Raw genomic sequence first — 21,246 nt, 5'->3', positions numbered from 1 at the left:
AAATGGAAAAACTGCGTTGCATCGTTTTGGACGACGAACCGATCGGAAGAGAGATCATAGAAAACTTCGTGAAAGAAATTGATTTTCTGGAACTTGTGGATTCATTTGAAGATCCGGTGAAAGCTATTATGTTTTTGGAAAGTAATAAAGTTGATTTAATTTTCAGTGATATTCAAATGCCGAAGATCAATGGTTTGGACCTGGTGAAAAGTCTGGAAAATCCGCCTGTCATTATCTTTATCACGGCTCACAGAGATTTTGCTTTGGATGGTTTTGAAACTGGAGCGACAGATTATTTGGTAAAACCTGTTCGATTTGACCGTTTTCTGAAAGCAGTTAATAAAGCGAAAGATTATATTAATCTAAAACAAAAATCAACCGTTCATCAAGTTAATTCTGACCGGATTTTCATTAAGTCTGATGGGAAACTCACGAAAATCCTTTTGGACGAAATCCTTTATGTAGAAGCGCAAGGCGATTACCTTAAAATTGTCATCCAAAATGGAACTTACAATACTCTAGCAACTTTGAAATCGATGGATGAAGTTTTGACTTTACCAAAATTCTTCCGGGTTCAGCGTTCATTTATCATCAATCTTGAAGCCATCCGAAGTATCAGTGGAAATATGGTGGAACTTGTGAATGGAAAAAGTATTTCGATTGCGCTGAACAAGAAAGAGGAATTGTTTCAGTTGTTGGGGATTAGGTGATTTTTTAGTAAGTTTGGTTGATTGGAAAAACGAAATGATGAATATTAAACATAACGAAGAAATACAAATTAGTAAAATAGATAAATCAATCATTTTGATTTTCTTCATATTTATTTTTGGATTAATTGCAACTCTCGGATTTTTCGGATATTTTAATAATCAAGAAAGAGATACCGTTTTAGCAGAAGAATATTCCGGAAAAGTAATCGAATTATTTCACGACCACAAAGATCATAGTAGTTACAAGGCAAAATTATCAAATGGGAAAACCATCTATGTTTATTTTCCTTTAGAAAAGCAATTTGAAACACTTAATTTAAATGATAGTATTATCAAGCAAAAGAATTCTGTTTACATTTTAGTTTTCAAAAATGGAAAGTTTGAAAGGACAATCAACACTTTAACTTCTAAAGATTAAAAATAAAAATTCCTACTCAAAAATAATCGTCTTATTCCCATCAATAAAAACCTTGTCTTCAAAGACCAATTTCAAAGCATTTGCCAGAACATTCTTCTCAACATCTCTTCCTAATTTCGCCAGATCTTTTGCCGTTTTGGAATGCGTCACTTTAATAATATCTTGGTAGATGATTGGACCTTCATCCAAATCGTTTGTCACAAAATGTGCTGTTGCGCCGATGATCTTCACACCTCTTTCGAAAGCCTGTTTGTAAGGATTGGCGCCAATAAAAGCTGGTAAAAATGAGTGGTGAATATTGATTATTTTCCCTTTAAAATCCGCCACAAAATCCGAAGACAGAATTCTCATAAACTTGGCCAAAACCAAATAATCAAACCCGTAATTCTTGAGTGTTTCTTTAATCAGGTTTTCGTGCTCGTCTCTTGTGATATTTTCAGTCGAGATAAAATGAAACGGAATATCAAATTTCTCTGTTAATTCTCTTAGATTTTCATAATTCCCAACAACTGCGAGAATATTAAAATTAAGGTCTTTAAACTGATTCCTGATCAATAAGTCTGATAAACAATGATGTTCCTTCGTTACGAAAACAACGACATCTTTTGGTTTGTTATTGCTCAGTTCTATTTCGCAATCGCCTAATTGATCTTTGAGCTGGGCAATCACTTTTTGAGGATCAGCAATTCCGGCAACTTCGGTTCTCATAAAGAATAAGGACTTTTCGCTGTCCACGAATTCGTCATTTTTGATGATGTTGAGACCGTTTTCCAAAAGGACTTCGGAAATCCTGTAAACCAGACCTTTTTCGTCGGTACAGGTGATTTTGAAAGTGAAATTCATCGTTTAGTTTTTATCAAATTTAGATATAAATGTACTTGATTCTATAATTTAAAGATTAATTAAATTAAAACATTTGCTTTCAAATTACTTTACTTTCTCAGCTTTATAATCGCTTTCGTTTCCTAATCTGTCAATTGCTTTGATGGCAACAGCATTAAGAGTTTTTCCATTATAAAACTTTATGATCTCCATATTCTGAATATCAGGATTCAAGATCTGAATTCGCCATTCATTGCCATATCTTGTGAATAGAACCCATTGGAAAGCCTTTTCACTGTTGGATAAATTCCAACTTGCGAAGATATTGCCTCCATTATTTTTCAAGTTTAATTTTGGTTGCGAAAGTTCCTTATCGATTTTCAACCAAGGGCTTCTTGGGATCAAAACTTTATCCTGATAAACTCTGGTTTTGATTGCATCCTGCATACTCCAACTTTTTGTAAGGCCCGCAATACTCCAATGGATCTCGCCAGTGTCATCTTTTAAAATTTGTCTGCTTAATTCGATTTGATTGACGATCTCGGAAGGTTTGTCAGATACTTTGATTTCAACTGTGTTGAGTCCTGGCCAAAGATGTCGGTTAAAATTGTTTTCGGTTTTCCACCATTCCAAAAGTTTTGGGAAACTCTGTCCTGTAGAATTGACCGGCCAATACAACTGCGGTGCGAAATAATCCACCCAGCCTTTGTTGAGCCATAGTTTTGCGTCGGCGTAAAGTTCGTCGTATTGTGAGGAACCTTTGATGCCCGTAGGATAATCCGGTTTCCAAATCCCAAACGGACTGATTCCGAACTTAACATAATTCTTTTCGTTTTTGATCTCTTTATAAATCCTTTCCACGAAACGATTCACGTTATCTCTTCTCCAATCGGCTCTGGAAAGATTTCCGCCAGAGTTTCTGTATGCATTCCAGGTTTTAGAATCTGGAAAATCTGCACCACCATTGTAAGTTGCGTAAGGATAAAAATAATCATCGAAGTGAACAGCGTCGATATCATAATTTTTCACCAATTCATTTACAACTTTAGAAACATGATCTTGGATCACAGGACTTGCTGGATCGAACCAGTACATTCCGTTTCTCAGTCTGTAAGTGACGTCCGAAAATTTATTAGCCAAAGATTGCGACGTGATTTTCCCTCCGTTGGAGTGATGCGCTCTGTAAGGATTCAGCCAAACGTGAAGTTCTATTCCACGCTTGTGGGCTTCTTCAACCCAAAATTCTAAAGGGTCATAATAAGGATAAGGTTCCCTACCGATCTCGCCTGTCATAAAATAAGACCAAGGCTCGTGAGAACTTTTGTACAAAGCATCTCCGGACGGACGCACTTGTAATATCACCGCATTAAAATTATTATTTTGAAGCATATTCAACATTTCAATAGCTTCTGATTTCTGTTGTTCTGATGTGAGATTTGTTCTCGAAGGCCAATTGATATTTGCAACTGATGCGATCCAAGCACCACGAAATTCTCTATCGATCGCTGGCAGATCTACGCGGAAATTTTCTTCAACTTTTACCTTTGTCGGAACTGATTTGATAATTGGTTTTGATGGTGGCGTTTTGATCTTACTAACTTGCTTCTTCTGAGGAGAACAATTGTATATTAAAACAGAAATTAATATCAACCAAAAAAATTGGAACTGGCGTTTATGATTCATAAAATGAAATCTAAATATGATTTTGAAATTTGAAAATCGAATATAATAAAAAAAGTCCCCATTTCTGAGGACTTTAAATATTTATTTGAAATAGATTAAGACTTAGCGCCTCTTTCGATTCTTCTTCTTTCTTCTTCAGAAAGTACTTTCTTTCTCATACGGATGAAGTTTGGAGTTACCTCGATCGCTTCATCACCTTGGATATATTCCATACATTCTTCAAGAGAGAACAAGATCTTTGGAGCAACGCCACCATCTTTATCTTTACCTGCAGCACGGATATTGTTCAACTGTTTTGCTTCAACAACATTGATAACTAGATCGCCTGGTTTGTTTTGCTCACCAATGATCATCCCTGCGTAGATCTCCTCGCCCGGATCAACATAGAACTTACCTCTATCTTGTAGTTTCGCAATAGAATATTCAGTCGCTGGACCCTGACCTTTACTTACCAAAACACCATTACTTCTTCCAGGAATTGCGCCTTTGAAAGGTTTGTATTCTGTGAAACGGTGTGCCATGATAGCTTCACCGGCAGTTGCAGTCAACATCTGAGAACGCAATCCGATCAAACCTCTTGAAGGAATCTCGAATTCCATATGTTGCATCTCACCTTTAGTTTCCATGATGTGAAGATCTCCTTTTCTCTGAGTCGCCAAATCAATCACTTTTGAAGCAAATTCTTCTGGAACGTCAACAACCAAAGATTCGTAAGGCTCCAATTTTTGTCCACTTTCGTCTTCTCTCAAGATTACTTGTGGCTGACCGATGGTCATTTCGTAACCTTCTCTTCTCATTGTTTCAATTAGAACTGACAAGTGAAGAATACCTCTACCGAAAACTAGGAAAGTGTTTGCATCACCAGTTTGTTCAACTCTCAATGCAAGGTTTTTCTCTAATTCTTTGTATAATCTTTCTTTCAGGTGGTTAGAAGTTACATATTTACCATCTTTTCCGAAGAAAGGTGAATTGTTGATAGAGAACGTCATGTTCAACGTTGGCTCATCAATAGAAGTTCTTTCCAATGGTTCTGGATTTTCTAGATCTACGAAAGAATCTCCAATCTGGAAAGCATCGAAACCTACAACAGCACAGATATCTCCAGCTTTAACCTCTGATACTTTTTTCTTTCCAAGACCTTCGAAAACGTAAAGTTCTTTTACTTTTCCTTTCAATATCTTTCCGTCAGCTTGTGCCAATCCGATCCACTGAGATTCTTTGATCTCACCTCTGATCACTTTCCCGATCGCAATTCTTCCTAAGAAAGAAGAGAAATCTAGAGAAACGATCTGCATCTGAAGGTTACCTTCCTCTACTTTCGGTTCCGGAACATATTGTAAAATACCGTCCAATAATGGGAAGATATTATCAGTTTCTTCTAATGAAGTGTTGAACCATCCTTGTTTAGATGAACCGTAGAACGTTGGGAAATCCAACTGCTCTTCTGTAGCATCAAGTGCAAAGAAAAGATCAAATACTTTATCATGAACTTCTTCTGGACGACAGTTTGGCTTATCCACTTTATTGATAACTACAAGAGGTCTCAATCCAAGGTCCAAAGCTTTCTGAAGTACAAATCTTGTCTGTGGCATTGGTCCTTCGAAGGCATCCACCAACAAAACAACGCCATCAGCCATTTTCAATACTCTTTCTACCTCTCCACCAAAATCGGCGTGACCAGGAGTATCAATAACGTTGATCTTTACGTCTTTGTAAGTTACAGAGATATTTTTTGATAAAATGGTAATCCCTCTTTCTCTTTCAAGATCGTTGTTATCCATGATCAGATCACCACTCTCCTGATTTTCACGGAAGATGTTTGTGGCGTGGATAATTTTGTCAACCAAAGTCGTTTTTCCGTGGTCAACGTGTGCGATAATCGCTATGTTTCTAATATTTTGCATTCCAAATTTTTACGCGTGCAAATGTAATGATTTTTTCACAAATTTCACCAGATTTTTGATGAATTTTCAAATTATTGATAAATTGAAACTATATTTAATATATCCGCAAAGTATCATTAATTTAAAAATGGAATAGATGTTAGCTGTAAAAGTTTAGAAGTTAGATTTCCCCCAGATTTACCTACTCCTCAAAATCTCTTTTCCGATAATGCTTTGCGTGAAAATAAGATAACGGTTTCCACCATCTTTCAATTTGTACTTTTTCTTGATCTCGTCAGGTTTCAAAGGATAATTCTTGGAAATGATATTGAACTGATCATTCTTTTTTAATTCTTTTCCATCGATCTTTTCAACTTGCAAAATCCTTCCGGGAAAGTGTTCTATTTTATTTTCTGAAGTATAAAAATGCGTGTTTGGATGAAGTTTCTTCAATCCGAATTTTTCTGATATGATATTGAATGCTCCCGCTTTTAGAATTGAATTGTTTGGAATATAAAGATAATTCAGACTTTCGGAGAATTCTGATGTGGCAATCTTCTCTTCATTAATATAGAAAGAAAATTCTGGCTCGTCTGATTCCAAGTTGACACAAGTGATTTTTGTGTCTTTACTCTTTTCTCTTTCTTTTTTAGTATCAATTATTAAAACCAATTCCTTCACTTCATTTCTGACAGCAATAATTTTAACTTCATTAATGTTTTGAAGTTCCGAAACCAGATATGAAATATCAATCAAGGGCGACAATTTCACAATGATCTTATCTGAAATTGAACTAAGTTTTTCCTGGATTTCTAAAAGATTTGGTGAAAGGTCTTCGAGCAGGAATTTCTTTTTGTTATTCTGATCTCGCCTTGCAGGATCCAGATAAATGACATCGAATTTTTCTTTATTAAATTCTAAAAATTCTTCAAGGTTTTGATTGATGAAATTTGCTTCTCTGTTTAAAGTCTTCCAATTGTGTTCGACGATTTTTATCAAGCCAGGATTTTGTTCAACTAAAGTCACTTCTTCGAAATTTTGAGATAGAAAATACGCGTCGATTCCGAAACCTGAGGTCAAGTCGAGAAATGAGTTGCCTTTCAAAGTCTGAGCTTTGTATTCTGCTGTGGATTGTGAAGAAGCTTGTTCCAGATTGAGGTTTGGCGGAAAAACAAGATTATCTTTCAATAAAAATGCAAACTTTCTCTGCGCAACTTTTTTACCTTTGATCTGTTGAATGATTTCCTGCATCGTCACATTTGGAAACGGTGATTTTTTTAATAATAATCTAGTGATGTCACTGTCAATATTTTGGTTGATGAAAGCTTGAACTTCCGGAGCAAGCAAGTTTGTAAAATCCATTTATCCGTAAATATTTTGAATGGTTTTGATGGAATTGGTGATGATCGTTTTCAAAATATCAGTGTTAATATCTTCCAGTTTTTTGATGTAAATACAAGCTTTCGCTGTTTTGACTTTTCCTAATTGTGAAAACAGATTTTCTTTGTCATCAATATCCTGATAAACATAGAGCGAGATTTGAGCAACACGATTGGAAAGTCCAGCCAAAGGTGCGTCGCCATCGTGACCGCTTTCATATTTGTAATGGTAATTTCCAAATCCGATGATGGCCTCGCCCCACATTTTAGGTGGAAATCCTGATGTTTCTTTGAAAATTTTCACCAATTCTCTGACATCTTTTTGCCGATTTTCATCCGCAATATTGTTGATGTGATCTTCTACGGAAAGGTCGTTTTCGGTGGTTTTATTTTTTGCCATCTTGAGAAGTTTTTAATTTTTAAAGATAGAAAATTTCAATTTAAAACCAATCGTTATTTCTTGTAACAAACCTGCAACCCGACTTGAGTGGAGCTCTTTTTTGTATTGGGAAAGGCTTGGCAAAAAAAGCGGGAACGGAAGGCGGAAAAGTTGCCCAAATCATATCAATTTAAACCGATTTCATATTGTCGCCATCCCGGAAATTGAGTCTCCGGAAAACGAAACCAGAGAGAATCGTGAGAGATCCGACAATCAAAAAGGTGTATCGGAAAGCATTGTGAACTTCGTTTTTTATGAATGTTGTATCACCTTCGAACAATTTCAAAACGATCAAACCAAACGCAATCCCAAATCCGACCGCAAACTGCTGATTGACAGAAACCAAAGAATTTCCACTGCTGTTCTGGTAAGGTCGCAAGTCCGCAATCGAAATCGTGTTCATCGAAGTAAACTGGATGGAATTGAAAAATCCTAAAACCAACAAGATCGGAATGTACCAATAAATTGAACTTTGAATAGTTGGAATTGCCAGACAACATATCAAAACACCAATCACAAACGTGTTGGTCATCAAAGTTTTACGATAACCAAATCTATCCAAGATCCCAATAACATAGGATTTCCCGAACATCGCGGTTAAGGCCATCGGTGCAACGATCCAACCCGAAGTAAGCGCCGATTGTCCGTATGCGATCTGGATCATCAACGGAACTAAAAGCGGAATAGAACTTACTCCCAACCTTGTCGCAAGATTTCCTAAAATCCCAACACGGAACGTTCTAACTTGAAAAAGATTCAGTGGAAAAATCGGATTATTATCTGTTTTTGCATGTTTGTAATAAAAATACAACATCAAAAATCCTAAGACCAAAACCAAAAGAACTGGCGTGATATTCTGAGCATTTCCCAACAATTCCAAAGAAACTGAAAGTAATAATGAAGCCATTGCGAAGATGAGAAATCCCTTCAGGTCAAAATCGATGACGGGTGATTTGAAATTGGGCATATATTTTAAACTTAAAAAAATCCCTAACACTCCGATTGGAATATTGATGAGAAAGATCCAGTGCCAACTCAAATAATCAACCATATAACCGCCAACCAAAGGTCCCATCACTGGTCCGATCAAGGCTGGGATAATAGCAAAATTCATTGCCTTCAAAAGTTCATTTTTGTTGAAAGCCCTGATCAAAGCCAATTTCCCAACAGGCGTCATCAAACTTCCACCAATCCCTTGAATAATTCTAGAGATCACCAACTGCGTTAGATCCTGTGATAAAGAACAGAATAATGATCCCAAAGAAAATATAACGAGTGAAAGAATAAAGATCTTCTTGGTACCAAACTTGTCTGCCAAAAATCCGCTGACCGGCATAAACAAAGCCAATGTCAAAACATAACTGATGATCGCGTTCTGCATATCAAGCGGCGATTCCTGCAAGTCTCTAGCGATTGAAGGTAATGAAGTGTTTAGAATTGTGGAATCCAGCATTTGCATAAAAATGGCAGTTCCCAATATAAATGGCAGAAACTTTTTGACTTGATCGGTAGCTTGTATGTCACTCATTGTTTAAATTTAATTGATTAAAAAAATCCGCTTGTGTGCGGATCTTTATTTTTAAACCAAAGGTTCTTGTTGGCTGAGGCAGTGAAAACTTCCCAAGCCCCAAATAATATCGGTAGAATCTATGCCGACCACTTCCCTTTCCGGGAAACATTTTTGGATAATATCCAAAGCAATTTGATCTTTATCGCAATTGTAAGTGGGAACAATGACCGATTTGTTTGCAATGTAGAAATTAGCGTAAGATGCTGGCAATCTTTGTCCGTCGCAATAAACTGGGTGTGGCATTGGCAGTTCGATGATATTGAGAGGTCTTCCGTCCAACAATTTCATTTCTTTTAATTGACGGAGATTGGTTTGTAGGATCTCGTAATTGTCATCTTCTTTATTATCCTCGATTACTGTCAAAACTGTGTCTTCATTTACGAAACGGATTGTGTCGTCTACGTGTCCGTCTGTATCGTCTCCCACAATGCCGTCATCTACCCAAAGCACTTGTTTTTGTCCATAATATTTTTTCAAGAATTCCTCAACTTCTTCCTGAGAAAGATGTGGATTTCTGTTTTCATTAAGCAAACAGGATTTCGAAGTCAAAACCGTTCCAGCACCGTTGAATTCCACTGAACCACCTTCCATGATAATTCCTGGATAAAGCACCGGAAGTCCTTTCTCGTCAGCAATTTTTGTCGGAATCACATCGTCCAATTCGAATGGTGGATATTTTCCACCCCACGCGTTGAAACCCCAATCTACAATAATCTTCTGCGGTTCTTCTCCGTTTTTATTAATTAAAAAAGCAGGACCGTGATCTCTGCACCACGCGTCATTCGTTTCGTGGAAATAAAATTCAACTTTCGAAATATCTGCGCCGGCTTTGGAAATATGTTCCATTGCGAAAGCCTGCATTTCCTGATCTTTTACATTGATGCAAACGAATTCACCTTTCGTGATTTCCGCAATGAATTTGGCGTAAGCAGGATAGATCAGATCGATTCTTTCTGGCCAGGATTCTTCTTTATGAGGCCACGAAAGCCATGTTGCTTCGTGTTCTTCCCATTCTGCAGGGAATGTGTAATCGGAAAGTTTGATATTTTCAGGGTTACTATTGTTGTTCATTTTGTTTGTTTCCAAAGTTTTTAAGTTCGTTTTCTATCTCTTCGATGGTTGGAAGAGAACTTTTGAGGTTATCCGGAAGTTTTTCCACAAACTGGATCTCACTGATGCCAATTGGTTTGTTGATGTCTCTTAATGCAAATTCTGCCTCGATATTATTTTTGTCTTTACAAAGTAAAATGCCGATGGTTGGATTTTCGGACTCATCTTTTATCAAACTGTCAACGGCGGACAAGTAAAAATTCAGTTTTCCCGTATATTCGGGTTTGAACTTCGTATTCTTGAGTTCGATCACGATGTAACACTTGAGTTTGATGTGGTAAAAAAGCAGATCCAGGTAATAATCCTTATTGGTAACTTCGAGATGATATTGATTTCCGAGAAATGAAAATCCTTTTCCTAGTTCTAAAAGGAACTTCGTAATATGATGCGTCAACTGCTTCTCTACATCCTTTTCTCGAAAATCCTGATCTAAAGTCAGAAAATCAAAAATGTAAGGATCTTTTAAAGTTTGATTGGCCAAGTCCGAAAGTGGTTTTGGCAGAGTGCTTTCAAAATTGTTGATAGATCTTCCTTGTCTATCGATGAGACTGTTTTTTATCTGCAGATCCAAAACGTCTCTGCTCCAGTTATTTTCTATGCACTTTTCCGCATACCAAAATCTTTTTTGCTGGTCTTTGATTTTCTCAATCAGTAAAATATTATGACCCCACGGTAATTTTGCCACAGCTTGTGGCAAAATTGATTCGTCTGGATATTCACGATAAAACGCCAGCATTCTACCAAGATTTCTCTCCGAATAACCTTTGGAATTTGGGAATTCTATTTTCAAATCCTTTGCTAATTGTGGAATGACGCCAGAAGACCAGCCTTGCTCATTTTGTTTCTGAGCGATAGAATTACCAATTTGCCAATACAAAAAGATCATCTCTGCATTCACAGACAAAGCAGCCTTTAGCTGTGAGCTCAGGATTCTTTGTTTTATGTCTGAGAAAAGATTTTTGTAAATATTAAGTTCCATCAATTGGTCTCGAAAAATTAGGGATTAATCCTCGTCAATAAAACGTTTTGTAATCGGCGAATAAGTTTCGATCCTTCTGTCTCTTAGGAATGGCCAGTGCTTTCTCATATAATCTGTCTGTGCCAGATCAACTTCTGTTACAACAACTTCTTCTTGGTCGTGAGAAGCCAGATACAATAACTTTCCTTGAGCGTTCGTCACAAAACTTCCGCCCCAGAATTTCATCGCACCATCTTGTTCAAAGCCCACTCTATTCACAGAAACTACGGGAAGTCCATTAGCAACTGAGTGAGAACGCTGGATGGTTTGCCAAGCGTTGTATTGATCTTGGTTTGTTTCTTCGTCCTGAGTTGTGTCCCAGCCAATTGCGGTTGGATAGAACATGATATCAGCACCCATTAAAGCTGTGATTCTTGACGCTTCCGGATACCATTGGTCCCAACAGATCAAGACACCAACCTTTCCAAATTTTGTAGGAAAAATTTTATAACCTAGATCACCTGGTGTGAAATAGAATTTCTCATAGAAAGCAGGATCATCCGGAATGTGCATTTTTCGGTATTTTCCAAGGTAAGCTCCATCAGCATCAATCACTGCAGTTGTATTGTGATAAAGACCTTGTGTCCTTTTTTCGAATAATGAAGCGATGATGACAACCCCTAATTCCTTTGCTATAGGTGATAAAGCATCTGTCGAAGGTCCTGGGATTGGTTCTGCCAAGTCGAAGTTATCATAATCTTCGACATCGCAGAAATATAAAGATGTGAAAAGCTCTTGCAAACAAACGATCTGTGCGCCTTTTGCTGCGGCCTCTCTTATTTTTTCAATGGCTTTGTCCAGGTTTTGCTGTTTGTCTGCAACGCAAGACATCTGAACAGTTCCGATTTTAACTTTTGACATTTCTAAAAATTTTTACAAAAATACTAAGATTCTAGCGAATCAAAAATCCCACCAAAGAATTTGCCAGTATATTTCGAAAAATTAATTTCATCATCCATATTTTCTATAGTCTCACACCCTCCATTTTATACTAAATCCTTACCTTTGCAGCATCTTAAAATAGTACAGAGCCATGATGAATTACCACACCAGAAAATGGATAAAACCAGAAGACCTAAACCCAAATCATTCACTTTTCGGAGGAAGATTGTTGCAATGGATCGATGAAGAGGCGGCGCTTTACGCAATCATTCAATTAGAAAATTCTAGGACTGTCACAAAATATATCTCGGAGATCAACTTTGTAAGTTCGGCTAAACAAGGTGATATCATAGAGATTGGAATCGAAGCGGTTGAGTTTGGAAGGTCATCTTTAACACTTCGTTGCGAAGTCCGAAACAAAATGACACACCAAAAGATCATCACCATCGAAAGATTGGTTTTCGTAGCCTTGGACGAAGATGGAAATCCGAAACCGCACGGTAAAACAACGATTGAATACGTCGAAGACCGACTGAATGTCAAAAACACTTCGCCTGAAAGTCTTTAAAAAATCGATAAAATAACAGCGTCCCGAAATTGATTTCGGGACGTTTCTATTTGTAACGCAATTAGGGGTCCACACCCGCAATAGTAGGTCAGAATGTGCAAAACATAGCTAGCCAAAAAAAATAGTTCCACCTACCAAAATGGTAAGTCAGCCTACGAAATTGGTAGGCTCACCTACAAAAATGGTAGCTCCACCTAGTAAAAAGGTAAGTCGATCTGTGAAACTGGTAGGTCGACATAGTAAAGTGATAGGTTGACGCGACAACAAAGTCGATCAACCAATCTTCCGTTATCATTACCGTTCAGAAAATTTTCTTTAAATTCGTCACGTTTTATAAATTGATATAATGAAATCGCCATCGTTTGAAAATCAAGCATCGATGAATACTGAGCGATAACATAAGACCTTTGAAAAATAATAGAATCTACTTATGAAAAGAAAAATTCTTCTATCAGCCCTATTTCTTCCGGCTGTCATGGCTTTTGGCCAGCAATACGGCGGAATGTGGATCCCGACGGAACTTAATGAAAAAGAAATGAAAGATCTGGGAATGAAGATCTCTGCAAAAGACATCTTCAATCCTGACAAAGCGAGTATCAAAGATGCCGTGGTGCAATTCGATGGTGGATGCACAGCTGAAGTGATTTCCCCAAAAGGACTGTTGTTGACCAACCATCATTGTGGTTATGACAACATCCAAGCCCACTCCACGGTTGAAAATGACCTTTTGACCAATGGTTTCTGGGCTAAAGACATGACCGGGGAATTGCCAAATCCTGGCGTTACCGTTGACTTCATCACAGACATCAAAGAAGTAACTGCTCAGATCCTTCCAGGAACAGAAAACCTTACTGGTGCAGACTTAACTAAGAAAATCAATGAGAATATCGAAGCTTATAAAAAAGCTCAGAAAACAGAATCTTACCAGGCCATTTCTGTAAGATCGATGTATTATGGGAATAAGTTTTATGCTTATGTGATCGAGACTTTCAAAGATATCAGACTGGTTGGAGCACCACCATCCGCAATCGGAAAATATGGATCTGACACAGATAATTGGGTTTGGCCAAGACATACGGGAGATTTCTCGATGTTCAGAATTTATGCCGACAAGAACAATAAGCCTGCAGAATATTCCAAAGACAACATCCCTTACACACCAAAACATTTCCTTCCAATTTCCGTGAAAGATAAGAAAGAAGATGATTTCACATTTGTATTCGGTTTTCCTGGAAGAACTACGGAATATCTACCTGCAATCGCGGTGGAAAAGATCATGACAGAAACGGATCCAGCTATGATCGCTGTACGTGATGTAGCTTTGAAAACACTGGACGAAAAAATGAGAACCAATGCTGCAACAAAGATCCAATACGCTTCCAAATACGCAAGAGTTGCCAACTACTGGAAAAAATGGATCGGTGAAGTTGAAGGTCTGAAAAAGTCCAACGCTGTTGAGAAAAAGAAGCAGTATGAGCAGACATTGATCTCAAAAAATCCAGCCATCAAACCGACCATCGACGGACTGAGTCAAAAATATAATGAGCAGGCGACTTACAACCTTCACAAAGCTTACTATTCCGAAATCGTAAGAAACTCTGAGACATTTACCCTTGCCGGAATCTACAGCAATTACATCAAAGCTTACGAAGAAGGGAAAATGGATGCGAAAAATCTAGAAGGTTTGAAATCTAGATTATCAGAAGTTTATAAAGATTACGACGCAGAATTGGACGCCAAAGTAACAGCGAAAATAATGGCCTTGTATGCCAATAAAACGCCGGAACAATTTTTACCAAAAGATTTTGGACAGCTGAAAGATGTTAATAAAAACCTCGGTATGTTTGAGACCGTCTCAAAAATGTCCATCATCACAGGAAGGGGAAACCTGAACGGAACTAAGGCAACAGATGTCAATAAATTGTTCGCAGACCAAAAAGTACTGGTGGAGAATTTGAAAAAAGATCCATTGGTACAGATGTATGGCGCTTTCAAAACTTCGTATCTGGAAACAACAGATGCAAAAGTGACGGCATTACAAACGGATATCGACGCGTTGCAAAAGAAATTCATGGCACAACAAATGGAAACCGACAAGGACAGAAAATTCTTCCCCGATGCAAACTCTACTCTACGTGTAACTTACGGAAAAGTGAAAGGTTCTGAACCTAGAGACGCTGTTTCTTACGGCTACCAGACGCACCTTGCCGGTGTGATGGAAAAATATGTTCCGGGAGATTATGAGTTCGATGTTCCGAAGAAATTGATCAGTCTTTACAACAGCAAAGATTACGGGATCTACAAAGATAAAACGGGTGATGTTCCGGTGAATTTCACAGCGACCAACCACACCACTGGCGGAAACTCTGGAAGTCCAGCACTGGATGCTTACGGAAACCTGATCGGACTTAACTTCGACAGACAATGGGAAGGTACGATGAGTGACATCAATTATGACCCAAAATTGTGTAGAAATATCATGGTAGATACGAAGTATATCCTTTTTGTGATCGACAAATATGCAGATTCAAAATGGTTGCTGAACGAGATGAAAATCGTGAAGTAATACTTCAAAACATTTTTAAAATATTAACTTTGCCAGAGTCCAGAACTTTGGCAAAGTTTTTTTTTAATATTATAAACATTGAGTTTTAAAACTAAATTTTTCAAAATATCAAATCCAATTACCAAGAATTTTTCTTTCGGTAGATTTTCTAATTTGTTGCCGTTTGGTAATCAAATCTTGGTTTATCATTTGGTTTCCGATGCGGATTTAAAACACGCAAAACATTTGTTTCCTTATCGTTCTGTGAAGCAATTTGAACGTGATCTGGGTTTTTTATCAATGCATTTTGACTTCATCTCTTGGGACACTTTTGTAAAAAATAAAACAGAAAAACTAACGACCAAAAAGCCCACAATTCTTTTGACCTTCGATGATGGTTACTCAGAATTTTATGATATCATCTATCCTATTCTAAAACGTAAAGGAATCTACGCCATCAACTTTATCAACCCAAAATTTATTGATAATAAAGAGTTGATGTGGCGAAACAAAGCGAGTCTAATCATTTCAAAAATCCTTGAAAATAAAGAACTTCAAAGTAAAGTAAGTCAATTTCCAAACTTTGGAAATGATTTGAAAATTAATTTAGATTCGATTCTGAAAATCAATTATAAAAATCGAGATCGGCTTAATATTATTGCTGATCATTTAGAGATTGAGTTCGATATTTATTTGAAAAACAAACCAGTTTACCTGACAACCGAACAATTATTAAAATTAAAAAATGATGGTTTTGGGATCAGTTCTCACGGTTGGGACCATCCGCTCTACAACCAGTTATCAGTGGAGAATCAGTTGGCAAACACACAACAATCTTTGGATTACATGACAGAGAACCATTTTCTAAATGACTCTTTTGCCTTTCCGTTCACCGATCATTTGGTTGAAAATCAATTTTTCGATTCAATTTTCAGGCAAAACACTGATTTGAAATTTACTTTCGGAGCTGCTGGACTTAAACTGGATTCCAATCCAAAAAACCTGCAAAGAATTCCGGTTGAGATTGGAAATTATTCTGCGGAAGAGATTTTGAAGAATGAGATTCTATACTATCAATTTTTAAAGAAATTCAATAAAAATAGGATTATCAGAAGTTGAAATTATGCTTTGAATAAAGTGTTGCTTATATTTGTTGAAACTATTTTTTGTGATCAATATCGTAGGACTCAACAAAGAACAACTCAAAGGATTTACAAGCTCAGAAGATTTTCAAAAATTTCCATTTGCACCGATCTCCGAACTAAGAGAGGTTTCTCACATTAAAAATCCACGTGCCAATCCTGAAGATATTCTACTGTTTTTAGCATATTCGGGGAACGACCTGGCTGGATATTTGGGAATTTTACCAGATGACATTACGGCTCGCAATGGAGAAAAATTTCACTTTGGCTGGCTTTCCACCTTGTCTGTAAGCGAAAAATTCCGAGGGAAGCAAATAGCCCAAAAATTACTCTACGCCGCAGAAGATTCTTATGATAAAAGTCTTATGATCACAGAATTCACTGCAAGTGCGGAAGGATTGTACAACAAACTAGGATTCTTTGATTATCTGGATCCAAAGAAAGCGGTCCGATATTATTTTAAATCCAATCTAGCAGAACTTTTACCCACCAAAAAACCTTTTTTTGAGGACAACAAAAAATGGCTGAAGCGATTGGATCATTTTATCAATATTTTCATTCCGTATCTCAGCAATGGAAAGAATCATCTTTATAAAATCACGAAAACTTTTGATAAAGATCTTGAGAAATTCATCAACCAACAGAAAACAAATCCAATTGGAAGAAGCTCTTCAGAATTCCGCTGGATTCTAGATTCCCCATGGCTTTCCCGAGAAAGAGAACAACCAAATTATCTGTTTTCATCATTTTCGAAAGATTATGAGATGTTTTGGGTCAGTGTTTATCAGCAACAGGAGATTGTTGCGACCATGCTTTGTTCGGTTCGAAATACTCATTTAAAAGTGCTCTATTATTTTGGAAATGAGAATTTGATTTCAGATATACTTCCAAAGATCATCAAAAAATATAAAGTAAAAATGATGACGATATTTGATGATAAACTAAATGATTCCATTGATAAAAACAAATCTCCATGCGCTATTTACAAACGTCAACTTGTGAGAAAATATCTCATTCATAAAGATCTAAAAGAAAGAATTGGAGAAAATTTCAATTATGATTTTAAAGATGGCGATGGCGATTTTTCATTTACTTAAATTACTACAATGACCAATGAAATCAAGAAACTTGATGATCTAGTCTTCAAACCTTTGAACTTGAATCTTTCTGAAGTAATTCCAGACCCGGGATCTGAAGAATATTTTGGATTTAATTTTAAAATCAATGATGTTAAGATCAAATTCAGGAAGTCCAAATTAACGCCTAAGAAAATTGGACAATTCGTCACGTTATGGAAGCGAGATCAAGATAAGAAAACAGTTCCTTTTGATATTAATGATGATTTTAATTTCTATATTATTTTAACTGAAGAAAGTGAAAACTCGGGATTTTTCATTTTACCGAAATTGATTTTAGAGAAGGAAAATTTGATTTCCAGTCAATTAAAAACTGGAAAACGTGGTTTCCGTATCTATTCAGACTGGCATTGTCCAACCAACAAACAAGCTGAGAAAACCAAACTTTGGCAAACCCAATATTTCATTGATCTCTCTGATCAAAAAAGTTCAATCACTGAGAAATTCGAAACCATCTTGAATTCCAAAAATCGGTAGAAACCAATCTCAATAACTTATCTTTGCAGCAAATCATTATTTTATGTCATTTGAGTCGTTAGGATTATCAAGCAATATCATCAATTCTGTCAAAAAATTAGGTTACCTGAAGCCGTTTCCAATCCAGGAACAGGCGATTCCTGTGATTCTGGAAGGAAAAGACCTGATGGGAATTGCGCAGACAGGTTCTGGAAAAACGGCTTGCTTTGTGATGCCAATCTTAGAGAAATTGCAAAATACAGAAGTAAAAAAAGACCGAAATGTTCAGGTTTTGATATTGGTTCCGACACGAGAATTGGCCATCCAGATCGATGAAGTTTTCCGGGCTTTTACGGATACTTTGAAGCGCGACATCCGTACAATGGCAGTCTATGGTGGTGTTTCCATCAATCCACAGATGAAAGGCATGTTTGGTGTAGAAGTTCTGATTGCAACGCCAGGCCGATTATTAGACTTGATCGACCATAATGCTTTGAGTATCTCAGGAATCCAGCATTTGGTCATAGACGAGGCTGACAAGATGTTCCAACTGGGTTTTGGTGAGGAGATGAATAAGCTTTTTGGACTAATGCCTGTCATGAAACAAGTGACTTTGTTTTCTGCAACTCTGGATGATAAAGTTTCTGAGATGAAAGAACGTCTTTCCATCAATCCAATTTTGATTGAAATAAAAAAAGAGGAAGTTCAAATCGATGATATTGAACAACTCGCCTACCACGTTTCACCTGAAAATAAAGGTCCATTTTTGAGATATTTGATCAAAGAAAAAAAGGTGGAGAAAGCATTGATCTTCGTTTCTTCTACCCGTTCTGCAGATAATCTGGTTGAGAAACTTAAGAAAAACAAGATCAAAGCTGTGGCCATCCACGGTCAGAAATCACAAGGTGCGAGACGAAATAATTTGGAGGAATTCAAAGTCAATGGCGCTCAAATCTTGGTAGCAACGGACCTGCTTGGTCGTGGGATCCACATCGATTCTTTGCCTTGCGTCATCAATTACGAATTACCGCGTTCGCCTTTGGATTATATTCACAGGATTGGTAGAACTGGTCGTGCCGGCGAAAAAGGAACAGCCATCAATATTTTGACGGATGACGAACTACAACATTTCCGAGTAATTCAAAAGAAAATGGGCAAGAAAGTAACCTTGCAAAGAACAGAAGGAATTGATCTTCACGGCTATTAAAATCATCATTTTTCGCAATCACACTGTTCTCTCCTGTAACGTTTGAAAGCGTTGTCCCAGAATGGATAGAGCTTTATCGCCAAATAGATGTTGGCAGCATGAAGTTTTTTCTGTTTGAATAAAATCGGGAAGGCATTTTCACTTCCAAGAATCAATGGTCCAAGTCTAACGTAACCGCCAAATTGCAGGCTTTTATATTCTGATAAAGTTGTAGAAATTCCATAACCAATTCCTTCCTTCTGGATAGAATAATTGGCGTTGATGATATTATTCCGTTTCAAAGAATTTTCGAAGACAGGAACACGCTGGATCCAATTAACGTTGAAAAAATAGTGTTCTTTGATTCTCTGACTATAATTGACATTGATGCTCGTTGGTAAACCTATTTTGAAACCGTAGCCAGCCAATGAAGCATTCTCATTGCCGTAAGCTTCTTGGCTTAATAATTTGAGATACTGCTCCGGACTTTCAAATTCAGCATCTTCAAAATTCGGATTATTTTGCAGCCAAACCGTATTCCCATTATTGAAAACGTGGTTGATTCCCTCTTTGAAATTAACATAGCCCAGATCAACAATATTGAAAGAAAATTTAGAATTATATTCGTCTTCCCGATGATTCTGATTTACCATTGCAATTCCAATATCCAAGCCTAGTCCAGAACCATTTTGTTTGTATTCATAGGTTTTAGTTTCGAAGTTATAATTCGTGATATAACTTGCAGCGATATTATAATTGGAAGCGTAGATATTGCGAAGGTCAGGGTTTTCATCAATTGACGGTTCAGTGGAAATCAGTTCAATATCATTATGGCTGATGATGTTAGCAGCGTCCAATCCTATTTCATATTTCAAATTAATACCTAAAATCCATTGCTTATCTGAATAAGGAAAAATAGTGGTTGCTGCATTTAGACCGACCTCATTCCAATTCATCAAATTGGTGGAGAAAGGTTTCATTTTGTAATCATCAGGCTGTGGAACCATCTCGTTGCCATAACGCAAATAATTATCAAAATCCAAAAAAGAGTTCTGTGTCCTCATCCTACTGAACAATCCAAAGACATATTTTTTATCTCTGATCATGGCTTTCATATAAAATGAAGGTCCCAAAATATCTGAGGCAACCAGAAGGTCAGCTTTTCCTTTGTTGTAAAAATCAAAAACGTTGGCTTGATTTTCTCCTGTGATATTTTTTTTCGGATTTGCAGATTCTATGGGAGTTCCGGTCAATCCTAAAAGGCTTTGTTTAGAAATGTAGGCATAATCGTTTTGGAGAAAGACGTCTGCAGAAACCAGGTTGATGTCCCATGGATGCTGATTAAAAAAAGGTTGCGTTGGTGACAATACTGCAGAATTGATACCGCTGTAATTATCATTGAGGAAGGTCAAATTGTTTTGTGCTGCAATTTTGAAAAAACAGAAGATCAACAGACAAAAACAAAATAACTTGAGCATCTTGGAGTGCGAATGATTATTAAACTCTAATCCAAATGAAATATTGTTTTTACATCAACATTATGAAAACAATCTTCTCATTGCATATTGTTAATTTTTTAGTCGTCAATTATTACGCCATGGGAACGGAATGAAGTATGATTTCTTGAATTTCCTTTGAGCGATTCACAGTCATAAAATGTCCACCACCTTCAATCACAAAATCAGCTTTCACATTTTTAAAAGGAATGATCCGGTCTTTGTTCCCGTGAATGTGAATGACGTTTTCTGGAATTGTATGATTTTTCCAATTCACAATTTCATTGATTGCCCAAGAGAAAAAGTTTGGATCAGTATCTTTTAGAATCTCTTTCAATAATTGTTTTTCAGAATCAGTTTCAATCCCGAATATCCAATTGGTAACTAAGTTTTGCTTTTTGAAAATCGATTTTGGAATCAGTTTATTTAGCTTCAACTTTCCAGAGATTCGATTGAATTTTGGGAGTTCAAATTTATTTTTAGCAGAACCAATGAGAATGATTTTTTCTGTTTTGATAATTTTAGAAATCTCAACAGCAACCATTCCACCAAAGGACAAACCTATTAAAATTGGATTATCATGGGTTATTTTTTGTGAAATTCTTTTAGTATAATTTTCCAAAGGTTCATTTTTCAACGGATCGATCCAATCAACAAATTCTACATCCAAGTTTCCGAAATCAATATTATCAAAAACTCTTCTGTCAACGCCAAGACCGCTAAAAATATAAATTTTACTCATATTCTAAATTACAATTTCAAATAAAAAAAGACCGAATTTCTTTAGTCATGGTCGGAAGAAA

The 21,246-nt window shown here is 36.8% G+C and carries 20 protein-coding genes; 8 read left to right on the top strand and 12 right to left on the bottom strand.

The features are described from left to right. The first annotated feature begins 2 nt into the window (after positions 1-2). Positions 3-710, top strand: coding sequence for a LytR/AlgR family response regulator transcription factor (locus AXA65_RS00095; protein ID WP_063968106.1), 708 nt, complete (start codon positions 3-5; stop codon positions 708-710). A 34-nt stretch (positions 711-744) separates the two neighbouring features. Then, a complete protein-coding gene (locus tag AXA65_RS00090) occupies positions 745-1,128 on the top strand; it encodes a hypothetical protein (protein ID WP_165596546.1) in 384 nt (127 codons plus the stop codon). Positions 1,129-1,140: 12 nt separating this feature from the next. Here AXA65_RS00090 and purU read toward each other — a convergent pair whose 3' ends face one another. The 9 genes from purU to AXA65_RS00045 all read right to left on the bottom strand — a co-directional run bounded on the left by purU (position 1,141) and on the right by AXA65_RS00045 (position 11,893). Further along, complete coding sequence (purU, locus tag AXA65_RS00085) at positions 1,141-1,971, bottom strand: formyltetrahydrofolate deformylase (protein ID WP_063968104.1); 831 nt, start codon at positions 1,969-1,971, stop codon at positions 1,141-1,143. Positions 1,972-2,055: 84 nt separating this feature from the next. After that, complete coding sequence (locus AXA65_RS00080) at positions 2,056-3,633, bottom strand: glycoside hydrolase family 10 protein (protein WP_063968103.1); 1,578 nt, start codon at positions 3,631-3,633, stop codon at positions 2,056-2,058. 95 nt (positions 3,634-3,728) lie between these two features. Further along, a complete protein-coding gene (gene typA / locus AXA65_RS00075) occupies positions 3,729-5,537 on the bottom strand; it encodes a translational GTPase TypA (RefSeq protein WP_063968102.1) in 1,809 nt (602 codons plus the stop codon). A gap of 177 nt (positions 5,538-5,714) precedes the next feature. Beyond that, positions 5,715-6,878 (bottom strand): class I SAM-dependent methyltransferase, encoded by a 1,164-nt coding sequence (locus AXA65_RS00070; RefSeq protein ID WP_063968101.1) that lies wholly within the window; start codon positions 6,876-6,878, stop codon positions 5,715-5,717. Further along, complete coding sequence (locus AXA65_RS00065; RefSeq protein WP_063968100.1) at positions 6,879-7,295, bottom strand: DUF1801 domain-containing protein; 417 nt, start codon at positions 7,293-7,295, stop codon at positions 6,879-6,881. It abuts the gene before it with no gap. Between the two features lie 169 nt (positions 7,296-7,464). After that, entirely contained in the window at positions 7,465-8,862 is a 1,398-nt protein-coding gene (locus AXA65_RS00060; RefSeq protein WP_063968099.1) for an MFS transporter, read from the bottom strand. A gap of 51 nt (positions 8,863-8,913) precedes the next feature. Continuing rightward, the gene (locus tag AXA65_RS00055; protein ID WP_063968098.1) at positions 8,914-9,975 is read right to left on the bottom strand and encodes an agmatine/peptidylarginine deiminase; all 1,062 of its coding nucleotides are present in this window, start codon (positions 9,973-9,975) and stop codon (positions 8,914-8,916) included. Next, on the bottom strand, positions 9,962-10,993 hold the full coding sequence (locus AXA65_RS00050) for a YhcG family protein (RefSeq protein ID WP_063968097.1): 1,032 nt from the start codon (positions 10,991-10,993) through the stop codon (positions 9,962-9,964). The genes AXA65_RS00055 and AXA65_RS00050 overlap by 14 nt, the downstream gene beginning before the upstream one ends. A 24-nt stretch (positions 10,994-11,017) precedes the next feature. Beyond that, complete coding sequence (locus tag AXA65_RS00045) at positions 11,018-11,893, bottom strand: carbon-nitrogen hydrolase (protein ID WP_063968096.1); 876 nt, start codon at positions 11,891-11,893, stop codon at positions 11,018-11,020. Positions 11,894-12,068: 175 nt separating this feature from the next. Between AXA65_RS00045 and AXA65_RS00040 the strand changes: the two genes are divergently transcribed. Continuing rightward, the gene (locus tag AXA65_RS00040; protein WP_034974887.1) at positions 12,069-12,482 is read left to right on the top strand and encodes an acyl-CoA thioesterase; all 414 of its coding nucleotides are present in this window, start codon (positions 12,069-12,071) and stop codon (positions 12,480-12,482) included. A gap of 194 nt (positions 12,483-12,676) precedes the next feature. Here AXA65_RS00040 and AXA65_RS19785 read toward each other — a convergent pair whose 3' ends face one another. Next, the gene (locus AXA65_RS19785) at positions 12,677-12,841 is read right to left on the bottom strand and encodes a hypothetical protein (RefSeq protein WP_165596545.1); all 165 of its coding nucleotides are present in this window, start codon (positions 12,839-12,841) and stop codon (positions 12,677-12,679) included. A 71-nt stretch (positions 12,842-12,912) separates the two neighbouring features. Between AXA65_RS19785 and AXA65_RS00035 the strand changes: the two genes are divergently transcribed. From AXA65_RS00035 to AXA65_RS00015, 5 genes are all read left to right on the top strand, one after another. Next, positions 12,913-15,048 (top strand): S46 family peptidase, encoded by a 2,136-nt coding sequence (locus AXA65_RS00035; protein ID WP_063968095.1) that lies wholly within the window; start codon positions 12,913-12,915, stop codon positions 15,046-15,048. Positions 15,049-15,126: 78 nt separating this feature from the next. Next, the gene (locus AXA65_RS00030; protein ID WP_063968094.1) at positions 15,127-16,146 is read left to right on the top strand and encodes a polysaccharide deacetylase family protein; all 1,020 of its coding nucleotides are present in this window, start codon (positions 15,127-15,129) and stop codon (positions 16,144-16,146) included. 49 nt (positions 16,147-16,195) lie between these two features. After that, positions 16,196-17,266: a GNAT family N-acetyltransferase gene (locus tag AXA65_RS00025; RefSeq protein WP_063968169.1), complete on the top strand. Its 1,071-nt coding sequence runs from the start codon at positions 16,196-16,198 to the stop codon at positions 17,264-17,266. A 9-nt stretch (positions 17,267-17,275) separates the two neighbouring features. Then, complete coding sequence (locus tag AXA65_RS00020) at positions 17,276-17,782, top strand: MepB family protein (RefSeq protein ID WP_063968093.1); 507 nt, start codon at positions 17,276-17,278, stop codon at positions 17,780-17,782. 43 nt (positions 17,783-17,825) lie between these two features. Continuing rightward, positions 17,826-18,968, top strand: coding sequence for a DEAD/DEAH box helicase (locus AXA65_RS00015; protein ID WP_063968092.1), 1,143 nt, complete (start codon positions 17,826-17,828; stop codon positions 18,966-18,968). Between the two features lie 5 nt (positions 18,969-18,973). On the opposite strand, the gene AXA65_RS00010 is transcribed toward AXA65_RS00015, so the two are convergent. After that, a complete protein-coding gene (locus AXA65_RS00010) occupies positions 18,974-20,425 on the bottom strand; it encodes a hypothetical protein (protein ID WP_063968091.1) in 1,452 nt (483 codons plus the stop codon). A gap of 112 nt (positions 20,426-20,537) precedes the next feature. Further along, on the bottom strand, positions 20,538-21,185 hold the full coding sequence (locus AXA65_RS00005; RefSeq protein ID WP_063968090.1) for an alpha/beta hydrolase: 648 nt from the start codon (positions 21,183-21,185) through the stop codon (positions 20,538-20,540). Between the last annotated feature and the right edge of the window lie 61 nt (positions 21,186-21,246).

It is taken from the genome of Chryseobacterium sp. FP211-J200 (assembly GCF_001643375.1).
Taxonomy (GTDB): Bacteria; Bacteroidota; Bacteroidia; order Flavobacteriales; family Weeksellaceae; genus Epilithonimonas; species Epilithonimonas ginsengisoli.
The sequence above is the reverse complement of the archived record's forward strand: the minus strand, read 5'-3'. Positions and strand labels throughout refer to the sequence as shown.